General features: G+C 70.3%; 11 protein-coding genes. 2 read left to right on the top strand and 9 right to left on the bottom strand.

Annotated features, from left to right (window positions below; all coding sequences use genetic code 11):
• Positions 1 to 11: 11 nt before the first annotated feature.
• Positions 12 to 1,532, bottom strand: coding sequence for a glycerol kinase GlpK (gene glpK, locus A5713_RS18690; RefSeq protein WP_082973030.1), 1,521 nt, complete (start codon positions 1,530 to 1,532; stop codon positions 12 to 14).
• A gap of 86 nt (positions 1,533 to 1,618) precedes the next feature.
• Between glpK and A5713_RS18685 the strand changes: the two genes are divergently transcribed.
• Both A5713_RS18685 and A5713_RS18680 read left to right on the top strand, forming a co-directional pair.
• The gene (locus A5713_RS18685) at positions 1,619 to 3,103 is read left to right on the top strand and encodes a glutamate--cysteine ligase (RefSeq protein WP_068097953.1); all 1,485 of its coding nucleotides are present in this window, start codon (positions 1,619 to 1,621) and stop codon (positions 3,101 to 3,103) included.
• 19 nt (positions 3,104 to 3,122) lie between these two features.
• Complete coding sequence (locus A5713_RS18680; protein WP_068097952.1) at positions 3,123 to 3,803, top strand: class I SAM-dependent methyltransferase; 681 nt, start codon at positions 3,123 to 3,125, stop codon at positions 3,801 to 3,803.
• A 10-nt stretch (positions 3,804 to 3,813) separates the two neighbouring features.
• Here the strand turns inward: A5713_RS18680 and egtE are convergent, their stop codons facing one another.
• From egtE to A5713_RS18640, 8 genes are all read right to left on the bottom strand, one after another.
• Complete coding sequence (egtE, locus tag A5713_RS18675; RefSeq protein ID WP_068097951.1) at positions 3,814 to 4,962, bottom strand: ergothioneine biosynthesis PLP-dependent enzyme EgtE; 1,149 nt, start codon at positions 4,960 to 4,962, stop codon at positions 3,814 to 3,816.
• Complete coding sequence (gene egtD, locus A5713_RS18670; RefSeq protein WP_068097950.1) at positions 4,959 to 5,924, bottom strand: L-histidine N(alpha)-methyltransferase; 966 nt, start codon at positions 5,922 to 5,924, stop codon at positions 4,959 to 4,961. The genes egtE and egtD overlap by 4 nt, the downstream gene beginning before the upstream one ends.
• Entirely contained in the window at positions 5,921 to 6,634 is a 714-nt protein-coding gene (gene egtC / locus A5713_RS18665; protein ID WP_067922323.1) for an ergothioneine biosynthesis protein EgtC, read from the bottom strand. The genes egtD and egtC overlap by 4 nt, the downstream gene beginning before the upstream one ends.
• A complete protein-coding gene (gene egtB, locus A5713_RS18660) occupies positions 6,634 to 7,923 on the bottom strand; it encodes an ergothioneine biosynthesis protein EgtB (RefSeq protein WP_068097949.1) in 1,290 nt (429 codons plus the stop codon). Before egtB ends, egtC begins: the two co-directional genes overlap by 1 nt.
• A complete protein-coding gene (egtA, locus tag A5713_RS18655) occupies positions 7,920 to 9,188 on the bottom strand; it encodes an ergothioneine biosynthesis glutamate--cysteine ligase EgtA (RefSeq protein ID WP_068097948.1) in 1,269 nt (422 codons plus the stop codon). Before egtA ends, egtB begins: the two co-directional genes overlap by 4 nt.
• 166 nt (positions 9,189 to 9,354) lie before the next feature.
• Positions 9,355 to 10,002, bottom strand: coding sequence for a sensor domain-containing protein (locus A5713_RS18650; protein ID WP_102420056.1), 648 nt, complete (start codon positions 10,000 to 10,002; stop codon positions 9,355 to 9,357).
• A gap of 38 nt (positions 10,003 to 10,040) precedes the next feature.
• Positions 10,041 to 11,489: a catalase gene (locus tag A5713_RS18645; protein ID WP_068097946.1), complete on the bottom strand. Its 1,449-nt coding sequence runs from the start codon at positions 11,487 to 11,489 to the stop codon at positions 10,041 to 10,043.
• A 78-nt stretch (positions 11,490 to 11,567) separates the two neighbouring features.
• Positions 11,568 to 12,035 (bottom strand): hypothetical protein, encoded by a 468-nt coding sequence (locus A5713_RS18640; RefSeq protein WP_068097993.1) that lies wholly within the window; start codon positions 12,033 to 12,035, stop codon positions 11,568 to 11,570.
• Positions 12,036 to 12,060 lie beyond the last annotated feature (25 nt).

Below are 12,060 nucleotides of genomic sequence, written 5' to 3'. Positions count from 1 at the left end.
CGGACCCTGGATCAGGTCACATCCACCCAGTCCAGGGTCCGCTGCACCGCCTTGCGCCAACCCGCGTATCCGGCGGCGCGCTGCTCGTCGGTCCAGGCCGGCGTCCAGCGCCTGTCCTCGTGCCAGTTGGCCCGCAGGTCGGCCGGGTCGGCCCAGAACCCCACCGCCAAACCGGCCGCGTAGGCCGCGCCCAGCGCGGTCGTCTCGGCCACCACCGGACGGACCACGTCGACCCCGAGCACGTCGGCCTGGATCTGCATGCACAGGTCGTTGCCGGTGACCCCGCCGTCGACCTTCAAAACCTCAAGGCGCACACCGGAATCCGCCGCCATCGCGTCCACCACGTCGCGGCTCTGGTAACAGATCGCCTCCAGCGTGGCGCGGGCCAGGTGCGCGTTGGTGTTGAACCGGGACAGCCCGACGATCGCCCCGCGCGCGTCGGATCGCCAGTACGGCGCGAACAGCCCGGAAAACGCCGGGACGAAATAGACCCCGCCGTTGTCGGCGACCTGACGCGCCAGCGACTCGCTTTGTGCCGCACCACTGATGATGCCCAGCTGATCACGCAGCCACTGCACCGCCGCGCCGGTGACCGCTATCGAACCCTCAAGCGCGTAAACGGGTTTGGCGCCCCCGAACTGGTAGCAGACGGTGGTCAGCAGCCCGTTCTTCGAGCGCACGATCGCCTCACCGGTGTTGAGCAGCAAGAAGTTTCCGGTGCCGTAGGTGTTCTTCGCCTCACCCTCCGACAGGCATACCTGGCCCACCATCGCCGCGTGCTGGTCACCCAGCATTCCCGTCACCGGTACCTCGCCGCCGACCGGCCCGCTCGGCGCGGAGACGCCGTAGGGTTGCGGCGACGACGACGGCGCGATCGCCGGCAGCATCGCGCGCGGGATGGAGAAGAACGACAACAGCTCGTCGTCCCAGTCCAGGGTCTCCAGGTCCATCAGCATGGTCCGGCTGGCATTCGTCACGTCGGTGACGTGCACACCGCCGCGCGCACCCCCGGTCAGGTTCCACAACACCCAGGTGTCGGCGGTGCCGAACAGGGCGTCGCCGCGCTCGGCGGCCTCGCGCACCCCGTCGACGTTCTCCAGGATCCACTGCAGTTTGCCGCCGGAGAAATACGTCGCCGGGGGCAGGCCCGCCTTGCGCCGGATCACCTCGCCGCGGCCGTCGCGGTCCAGCGCCGACGCGATCCGATCGGTGCGGGTGTCCTGCCAGACGATCGCGTTGTAATAGGGCCGCCCGGTGCGCCGATTCCACACCAGCGTGGTTTCCCGTTGATTCGTGATGCCCAGCGCGGCAATGTGTTCGGCGGACAGGTTGGCGCGGTTCAGCACCGACATCAGCACCGAGGAGGTGCGCTCCCAGATCTCGACCGGGTCGTGCTCGACCCAGCCGGCGCGGGGCAGGATCTGTTCGTGCTCGAGTTGGTGGCGAGCCACTTCGGCGCCGTCATGATCGAAGATCATGCACCGGGTGCTGGTGGTTCCCTGGTCGATGGCGGCGACGAACTCAGCGGGCACGTCAGGAGTCCATCATGGTCTGCGGCCCGGCGACAAGCTCACCGCGTAGCTTGCGTTACCGCCGGTAAACCTGTTCCATCGGCGGTGTGGGCGAAGAGGTCAAGCGCACCACGTACAACAGCGCACATCGGCGGGAATACCGGCGGAAGCTGCAGTTGTGCCTGGACGTCTTCGAAACGATGCTGGCCCAGTCACATTTCGACTCGGCCAAGCCGCTCACCGGCATGGAGATCGAGTGCAACCTGGTCGACGCCGACTATCAGCCGGCGATGTCGAACCGCGACGTCCTGGACGCCATCGGGGACCCGGCGTTCCAGCCGGAATTGGGCGCCTACAACATCGAATTCAACGTGCCGCCCCACGCCCTGCCCGGGCACACCGCGCTGGACCTGGAGGGCGAGGTGCGGGCCAGCCTGAACGACGCCGAGAGCAAGGCGGGCGCGGGTGGGGCGCACATCGTGATGATCGGGATCCTGCCCACGCTGATGCCCGAACACCTGGCGACCGGCTGGATGAGCGACTCGCGGCGCTACGCGGCGCTCAACGAGTCGATCTTCACTGCGCGCGGCGAGGACATCCCGATCAACATCTCCGGCCCGGAGCCGCTGAGCTGGCAGGCCGTGTCGATCGCACCCGAATCCGCCTGCACCAGCATCCAATTGCATCTGCAAGTGGCCCCGGAGGCGTTCGCCGCGAACTGGAACGCCGCGCAGGTGGTAGCCGGGCCGCAGCTGGCGCTGGGCGCCAACTCGCCGTACTTCTTCGGCCACCAGTTGTGGGCCGAGACCCGCATCGAGCTGTTCACGCAGTCCACCGACACCCGGCCCGAGGAGGCCAAGTCCCAGGGTGTGCGGCCGCGGGTGTGGTTCGGCGAAGGCTGGATCGGCTCGGTGCTCGACCTGTACCGGGAGAACATCCGCTACTTCCCCCCGCTGCTGCCTGAGGTGTCCGACGAGGATCCGGTCGCCGAGCTGGCGGCCGGGCGGGCACCGCACCTATCCGAGCTGCGGCTGCACAACGGCACGGTCTACCGGTGGAACCGGCCGGTCTACGACGTGGTTGACGGCCGGCCGCACCTGCGGCTGGAGAACCGGGTACTGCCGGCGGGGCCGACCGTCGTGGACATGCTGGCCAATTCGGCCTTCTTCTACGGCATGCTGCGCCGCCTGTCTGAGGACGACAATCCCGTGTGGGCCGGCATGGATTTCGCTGCGGCACAAGAGAATTTCCTCGCCGCAGCCCGCAACGGCATCGACGCCCGGCTACACTGGCCGGGCCGCGGCCCCGGACTGAGAGAGGTGACGGCGACCGCGCTGGTGCTGGACACGTTGCTGCCGATCGCGGACGAGGGGCTGCGCCGCTGGGGCGTGGACGCCGACGTGCGGGACCGCTTCCTCGGGGTCATCGAGGCCCGCGCCAGGACCGGCCGCAACGGCGCCAGCTGGCAGGTGGCCACCGTGCGCGCGCTTCAGGACGGCGGGATGGCAAGGCCGGCCGCCCTGGCCGAGATGCTGCGCCGGTACTGCGCGCACATGCACGCCAACGAGCCGGTGCACACCTGGGAGTCCTGAGCGCGGGTACGTTGAAGTCATGACGGGTGATCAGGTCATGGACTGGGACAGCGCATACCGCGAGCGGGCGCACTTCGAGGGCCCGCCACCGTGGAACATCGGTGAGCCGCAGCCCGAGTTGGCCGCGCTGGTGGCGGCCGGGAAATTCCGCAGCGACGTGCTGGACGCCGGGTGCGGGGTCGCCGAACTGTCGTTGGCGCTGGCCGCCCAGGGCTACACGGTGGTCGGGGTCGACATCACGCCGACCGCCGTCGCGGCGGCCACCGAGGCCGCCCGGGAACGCGGCCTGACGACGGCCAGCTTCGCGCAGGCCGACATCACGTCGCTGGGTGGCTACGACGGACGGTTCTCCACCGTGGTCGATTCCACGCTGTTCCACTCGCTGCCGGTCGAGGGCCGCGACGGCTACCTGAGCTCCATCCATCGCGCGGCGGCACCGGGGGCCAGCCTGTTCGTGCTGGTGTTCGCCAAGGGCGCGTTTCCCGCCGAGATGCAACCGAAGCCCAACGAGGTCGACGAGGACGAACTTCGCGCCGCGGTCAGCAAGTATTGGGAGGTCGACGAGATCCGGCCGGCCTTCATCCTGTCCAACGTTGTCGAAATCCCCGATGCGCCTTTCGAATTCCCGCCACACGAGCGCGACGAGAAGGGGCGGATGAAGATGCCGGCCTATCTGCTGACGGCGCACAAAGCTAACTAGTGGCAGCGCGCTAAACAGACGTCGCCGCGGTCGCGGCGATCAGCGCCTCGGCGAAGGTCTCCAGATCGTCGGCCGTGGTGTCGACGTGCGGCGAGATCCGCAGGCGTGGCCCGGCCAGCTCCAGGGGTGCCCGCTGCACGCCGACGAAGGTGGTCAGGATCCGCCGCTCGGCGAGCAGCCAGGACCGCACCGCTTGCGGATCGGCGCCGTCGACCGGGGCCAGCGTGGTGATGGCGCTGGGCTCGTCGAGCTCTTCGACCACAGCCCAGCCGGCCACATCGGCCAACAGCCGCCGGCTGGTGGCGCCCAGCTCGGCCAGCCGCGCCCGCACGGCCTGCGGCCCATACGCCAGATACTCGCCCAACGCCAGCGAAAAACCCACGCGCGCAGCAATATTGGCCTCGCCGAACTCCAGCTGCTGGGCGACCGTGAACGAGCCGGCGAGCCAGTCGGGGGCGGCCAGCCTCGGGCGCAACCCCTCCAGCAGCTCGCGGCCGGCGGCCAGCGCCCCGACACCGCGCGGCCCGGCGATCCACTTGCGCGACGACGCGTAGGTCACGTCGGCGCCGACCGCGCAATCCACCTGGCCCAGCGCCTGGGCGGCGTCGACGACCAGCGGTAGCCCCAGCTCGCGGCACAGCTGCGCGATCATCGCCAACGGTTGCACCACCCCGCTGTGACTGCCGACCGCGGTCAGGTGGACCAGGCCGGGCGGATCGGCCTCCAGCTCCAGCGCGGCGTCGTCGAGCGCGACCCGGCCGTCCTCGAGCGTCGGCAGCAGCCGGCGGTCGAATCCGTGGGCGTTCAGCAGCGCCAGGTTGGGGCCGTATTCGCCGGGTAGACACGCCACCGTGCGCCGGTCTGCCGGCCACGCGCCCAGCAGCAGATCCAGTGCGTTCAGCGAGCCGGTGGTGAACACCACCTCGGCGTCGGGCATGCCGGCCAGCGCGGCGAACGCCACCCGCCCGGCGTCCAGCGCGGGCGCGGCCGCCTCCGCCGCGACGTAGCCGCCGACCTCGGCTTCGTTGCGGGCGTGCAGGGCGGCGGCCTCGATCACCGCGAGGCTCTGCCGCGAGCAGGCGGCGCTGTCCAGGTGCAGCCCGGCCACCGGCGGGCGCACCGCCCGCCAACGTGCGGCCAGCGAGTCCCCGACCGTCACTTCACGGCCAGCGACAGCCCGAAGTCGCCCGCGGCGTCCGTCCACCACCGGGTGCGGCGCAGTCCCGCTGCGGCCAGCTCGGCGCTCACCCCGTCCGGGTGGAACTTGCACGACACCTCGGTGAGCATCTCCTCGCCCGCCGCGAAATCGACGGTCAGGTCGAGCGCATCGACGCGGACCCGTTGGGGCCGGCCGGACCGCAACCACATCTCGATGCGCTCCTCCCCGGCGTTCCAGCGCGCGACGTGCTGATAGGCCTCGACGTCGAAGTCGGCGTCGAGTTGCCGGTTGATCACCGCCAGCACATTGCGGTTGAACGCCGCCGTCACCCCGGTCGGGTCGTCGTAGGCGCGCACCAGCCGGCCGGTGTCCTTGATCAGGTCCGTGCCCAGCAGCAGGCTGTCCCCCGGTCGCATCTGGGCGGACAGGCTCGACAGGAACTCCGCGCGCGGGCCGGCAGTGAGGTTGCCGATCGTCGACCCCAGGAAGGCGAACAGGCGCCGCCCGCCGGTGGGGATCTCGGTCAGGTGCTCCTCGAAATCGCCGCAGACCGCGTGGATTTCGACGCCGGCGTATTCCTGTTGGATGGCCGCGGCGGCCGTCGACAGGATGCCGGCGTCGACGTCGAAGGGAACGAACCTGCGCAGCGATCCGCGTTCACGCAGCGCGTCGAGCAGCAGCCGGGTCTTCTCGGACGTTCCGCTGCCCAGCTCAACCAGGGTGTCGGCCGCGCTGGCCCCCGCGATCTCGGCCGACCGCGCGCGCAGGATCTCGGCCTCGGCGCGGGTCGGATAGTATTCGGGCAGCCGGGTGATCTGGTCGAACAGGTGGCTGCCCAGCGAATCGTAGAACCACTTGGGGGGCAACGATTTCGGCGTCCGCCGCAGGCCGTCGAGCACGTCGCTGCGCAACGCGCGGTCGGCGGAGTCGGCGGCCAGGTGGTTGGACAGGGTCAGCGTCATCGATAACCTTCCGATTGATCCAGCGGGGTCAGCGCGACACCCGTCGCGGTGACCTCGACGAGGTGGCGGTCCGGCACGTCCTCCCAACCGGAGTCGTTGTCGTAGGGCTCGCTGGCCAGGACGACGCCGTCCGGGCGGCGCAGGATCGACAGGGTGTCTCCCCAGGTGGTCGCCAGCAGGCGAGCGCCGTCGGCGGCCAAAATGTTCAGCCTGGCGTCCGGGTCGGCCGCCGCTATCCCGGTGATGGTGTCGCCGAGCGCGTCGAGGCCGCGGTCGAAGATGGCGGCCGCCAATAACGCGCTGTCACAGACCGATTCGGCCTGGGCTGTCACGGGCAGCACCGCCCTGTCGACCACCCCGTTGTGCGACAACAACCACCGGCCGTCGGTGAACGGGGCCGTCGCGCTGACGTCGATCGGCATCCCGACCGTCGCCGAGCGCACCGCGGCCACCACGCAGTGGCTGCGCAGCGCCGGGGCGACGGAGTCGAACGACACGTCACCCCACAGCGGGGCCCGGCTGCGCCAGCGCCGGGGCACCGTGCCCGCCGAAGAGACGTCGAAAAACCCGACGCCCCAACCGTCGGCGTTGAGCAGGCCGTGTTTTTGCCGGCGCGGGGCATACGACTGCACCCGCAGCCCGCACGGCGGATCCAGCACCAGCGACGAAACGGTGACGCCGGCGCCGAGCCAGCCGAGGTGACGGCACATCAGGCGAAATCCTCGACGTCCCAAGCCAACCGGACACCGGAAAAGATCTGGCGCCGGATCGGATGATCCCAGTTGCGGAAGCTCGGCCGCAGGATGGCGGACTCCACGGCCCACGAGCCGCCGCGCAGCACCCGGTAGTCGCCGTCGAAGAACGGTTGCGAGTAGCGCTCGTAGATCATCGGGACGAAACCCGGCCACGGCCGCAGCGGCGAGGAGGTCCACTCCCACACGTCGCCGAGCATCTGCTCCGCCCCGTACGCCGAGGCGCCGGCGGGATAGGCGCCGACGGGCGCCGGGCGCAGCGCGGCGCCACCCAGGTTGGCGAAGGCGTCGGTCGGCGCCTGCGCCCCCCACGGGTAGCGGCGCCGGCTGTCGGTGGCCGGATCCCATGCGCAGGCCTTCTCCCATTCCGCCTCGGTGGGCAGCCGCGCGCCGGCCCAGGCGGCGTAGGCCTGTGCCTCGAAGTAGCTGACATGCTGCACGGGTTCGTCGGCGGGAATGTCCTCGACGTGGCCGAACCGGGTGCGCGTCTGCCCGTCGGAACTCCAGAATTGCGGCGCGGTCAGGCCCGCCTGCCGGCGATGCTCCCAACCGCGCTCGGACCACCAGCGCGGGTCGGAGTACCCGCCGTCCGCCATGAAGTGCCGCCATTCGCCGTTGGTGACCGGTACCCGGCCGATACGGAATGCGGGCAGGTCGACGACGTGGGCGGGGCGCTCGTTGTCCAACGAGTACGGCTCGCTTACGGCGTCCACGCCGAGCACGAACGGGCCGGCGGGCACCAGCACCGAGGTGCCGGCCAGGCCGGGCCGCCCGGTCGGCAACGCCGCCGTGTCGCGCAGCAGCGGCGCGCCGCTGCGCAGGTTCAACGCCTGCAACATCGTCTCGTCGTGCTGGTTCTCGTGGCTGATCACCATCGCGTACACGAAGCTGTCGGCGTCGTCGGGCAGGGCGTCGAGGGCGTCCAGCGCGGCGGCACGCACGGTCGCGCAGTACGACCGCGCGCGGTCCGGGGACAGCAGCGGCAGATCGACCCGGCTGGCGCGGGAGTGCACGAAGGCGTCGTAGAGGCCCTCGACGTTCGGGGGCAGCATGCCGGGCCGGCCGGGGTCACCGCCGCGCAGCAGCCAGAACTCCTCTTGCTGGCCGATGTGCGCCAGGTCCCACACCAGCGGGCTCATCAGCGGGTCGTATTGCCGGTACAGTTCGGCGTCGTCGAACTCGACCAGCCGCAGCGTGCGCGCCCGCGCCCGCGCCAGATCGTCGGCAAGACTTCCGCGGAAAGTCACAGCCCCCCTCGTGCGGGTCGCGCCGCCCTGGAGACCGAGGCCGCGATGCCGTGCCGGATCACCTGGTCGGCGAAGTCGTCGCCGGGACACCGGCCCCGCTGCACGGTGTCGACCAGCCGCTGCATCGAATCGGCGAGTTCGGGCGGTGCCAGCTCGGCGGCGACGGCCACGCACTTGTTGGCCGCGGCGTACAGCCGCCGGTCACGCAGACCAGCCTGGGCCGCGGTGTCCCAGGCGGTGGCCACCGGCTCGACCGCCTCGGCCGCGACACCCGCCGCCACCGGGTCGTCGAGGAGCGCCACCAGGGTGAACACCAGGGCCGGCCAGAAGACGTCCGGCGCGCTGTCGAGATAGCGGATTTCCAACCACTGCCTGGGCCGCACCGGCGGAAACAGGGTGGTCAGGTGGTATTCCAGGTCGGCGATGGTGGGGCGGCGATCGCCGAGCAGCACCCGGCCGTCCACCCAGTCGGCAAACGGCACCCAGTGGGTGACCGCCGCGGCGTCCGGCGAGTTGACCAGCATCACCGGGGCCTTGAGCGCATAGCGCGCCCAGTCGGTGCCCGGGTCGTCACCGCTGACGCCCAGGATGGGACCGCACCGCGCCGAGTCCATCTGGCCCCACACCCACTGCCGGGTGGAGGCCCAGCCGGTGAACTCGCCGCGCAGCATCGGGGAGTTCGCGGCCATCGCGATCATGGTGGGCCCCAGCGCGTGCGCCAACCGCACCCGGTCCGCCCAGCCGGCCCGCGGCCCGGCGTCCAGGTTGACCTGAATGGAGGCGGTGGACGTCATCATCGCCGCACCCGCCTCACCCGAGCGGCTGGAAGCGAAGAACTGCTCCATGGCGCGGTAGCGCCCGCCGGGATTGATGCGCTTGGGCGGCCGCAGCGGGTCCGCCCCGAGGAACACCAGCCCGAGCCCGGCGTCGGCGAACGCCGACCGCAGCACGGCCTGGTCGCGGCGCATCGCGTCGATGGCGGCCACCACGCCGTCGGCGGGCGGACCGGACAACTCCACCGCACCGCCGGGTTCCACCGTGACCCGGCTGCCCCCGGGTAACGCCGGCAGCGACGCCAGCACTTCGGCGATCTCGTTCCAGGCGGGCCTGCGGTGCGGATCGGACGGGTCGTGGCAGTGGGCCTCCACCTCCAGCCCCACGCGACCCAGCGGGCCGTCCGCCAGGCAGCCGTCGGCGATGTAGTGCGCGGCGGCTTTGGAATCGGCCATCTCCGAGCCTGCGGTAGTGATAGCGGCAGACGTCATATCACTATCCCTTCGGGCCTGGACCAGCCTGAGCACGCGCCAGCGGTCCACTTCCCTGCATAGCTGAGGCAACGGTAACCGCCACTACTTCATCTAACAGATGGCTCCGACATATTCCCGCTCGCGCCCAATCTCAAGCATGCCCGACCCGGCCCGACGACCCGGCTCACTGGCCCAGCGCGTTCTGCATCGCGCCTGCCAGCACGTTGACCGCAGGCCCGGCGTTGCCAGACTGGCAGACCTTGGCCTGCAGCAACACATTTTCGCGCAGCCTGGTTTGATTGAAACACCGCCGATCGGTGCCGGCCTCCTGCTTGGTCCAGTTCGCGTCGGCAGGGCCCGGCGGCCCGCCGTCGAACGACCATACCTGCGTGATGCCGTTGTCCAGGTGCATCGCGGTGGTCTGGCCCGAGCAGCCCACCGTGCGATCCACCACGCGGTGGAAGGCACGATCGGCAGCGTCGTTGGTGGCAAACACCCCGACGGCCTGCTTGACGAAGTGGGTCTGGTCGCTGGCCGACGTCTGGGTGACGGCGCCGTTGAACGACGCCAGGTCGGGGTCGTTGTACACCTCGGGCAACCCGATGTCGGCCCAGTTGTTGCACACCGGGACGTCCACCCAGTCGCCCTGCACCGGTTGGGTGAACACCGACTCCCACCCCATGGGGCCGCCGACGATGTTGCCGACCGATCCCTTGCCCAGGACCGCGTAGTTCACCACCCCGGGGTCCGACGGGTGCGCGGCCGCAACGGGAAGTGCGACCGCGCCCTCGATGGCCAGGCCGATGGCGAGCGCCACCGCGCGAACCAGCATGGTCATTCAAGCGATCATGCCAGGCACGTGTCCTGCGGTCAGCCCCCGTTTGCCCGGACGCCCTCCTCGACCAACTTGCCGAGGTCGGGGTCGACGTTGCGCCAGTACTCGAACACCCGCGACAGCACCGGCTCCTTGACGCCCTTCGAGACGTGCCCAACGATGTTGTGCGCCAATCGGTCCCGGGCCGCATCGTCGAGGACTTCGCGGACCATGGTGCCGGCCTGGCCCCAGTCGTCGTCCTCGGGGTGCAGCGTGTACGCGGCGCGGACCATGTCGCCGTCAGCGTGCCAGCGCACCTCGGCGGCGCGCGCCGGGTCGGCGTGCGGGCCGCCGTAGGAGTTGGGCGCATAAACGGGGTCGGAGACGTTCTTCATCCGCATCGCCCCGTCCTTGGAGTAGCTGTTCACCTCGACCTTCGGTTCGTTGACCGGGATCTGCCGGTAGTTGGTCCCCAGCCGGGCGCGATGCGCGTCGGAGTAGGAGAACCCGCGGGCCTGCAGCATCTTGTCGGGGCTCAGCCCGGTGCCGGGCACGGTGTTGTTCGGCTCGAAGGCGGCCTGCTCGATCTCGGTGTGATAGTCGGTGACGTTGCGGTTCAGCGTCATCTTGCCGACGTCGATCAACGGATAGTCGCCGTGCGGCCACACCTTGGTCAGGTCGAACGGGTTGAACCGGTAGTTGCGGGCCTCCTCGTACGGCATGATCTGCATCTTCAGCGTCCAGCTGGGGTGGTTGCCGCCCTCGATCGCCTCGTAGAGGTCGCGCTGGTGGTAGTCGCCGTCCTCGCCGGCCAGCCGGTCGGCGTCCTCCTGGGGCAGGAAGTCGATGCCCTGGTCGGTGATGAAGTGGTACTTCACCCAGAAGATCTCGCCCGCGGCGTTGATCCAGCTGTAGGTGTGGCTGCTGTAGCCGTTCATGTGCCGCCATGTCTTGGGGATTCCGCGGTCACCCATCAGCCAGGTCACCTGGTGCGCCGACTCCGGTGAGAGCGTCCAGAAGTCCCACTGCATGTTGTGGTCGCGCAAATTCGTTGCCTGCATGCGTTTTTGCGACCGGATGAAGTGCTGGAACTTCAACGGGTCGCGCATGAAGAAGACGGGCGTGTTGTTGCCGACCAGGTCGAAGTTGCCCTCGCTGGTGTAGAACTTCAGCGCGAAGCCGCGCGGGTCACGCCAGGTGTCCGGGCTGCCGCGCTCGCCGGCGACGGTGGAGAACCGGGCGAGCATGTCCGTCTTGGTGCCGGGCTGGAAGACCGCGGCCCTGGTGTACTTGCTGACGTCGTTGGTGACCTCAAAGGTGCCGAAGGCGCCGCCGCCCTTGGCGTGCGGCTGACGCTCGGGGATGCGCTCCCGGTTGAATTGGGCCATCTGCTCGATCAGGTAGTGGTCCTGCAGCAGGATCGGCCCGTCCGGGCCGACGGTCAACGACTGGTCGTCGCTGGGCGCAGCGATCCCGGCGTCAGTGGTGGTGAAACGCTCCGTCATGTCGCTCTCTCCTCATTTGCTGGGCTCGGCTTTGACGACGAAAATTCCCGCGCGCCAATAACTGTGCGCGCGCACCCGTTACGGACGGGGCGCGGGTGCGATTGGCGTCGGGCTGGCCGGCGGCCCACCGGGACCGCTCAGGCCGGGGCCGCCCGCCGGACCGCCGGGTCCGCCCGGGCCGCCGGGGGGCATGGGCACGATCAGACCGGGCCCGCCGGAATTCCAGGGGCCGCCAGGGCCGGGCCCGCCGCCCCCCCACGGCCCGGGGCCGTATCCCGGTCCCCACGGCCCGTTGCCCGGTCCGGGGCCGCCGGGGCCACCCCCGGGTCCGAACATCTGGCCGTGGTGGTGGCAGTGGTGGTAATACCCGACGACGAAGGCGCCGGCGAAGAACACGGTGGAGATGATGAAGACGACCCCGGCGACGATGACCACCCACGCCGCGGCCAGGTAGAGCCTCGGGGGCTTCACCGGCTCGGGGCGCGGCGGCGGGGGCGGCTCTGGTGCGGGCGGCGGGGTCGGCGGAGGTTCGGGTGTCTCGCTCATGGCTTGAATGATGCCCAGGGGCGCG

The sequence above is a fragment of the Mycobacterium sp. E2497 genome (assembly GCF_001668695.1).
In the GTDB taxonomy this organism is placed as follows: Bacteria; Actinomycetota; Actinomycetes; order Mycobacteriales; family Mycobacteriaceae; genus Mycobacterium.
The sequence above is the reverse complement of the archived record's forward strand: the minus strand, read 5'-3'. Positions and strand labels throughout refer to the sequence as shown.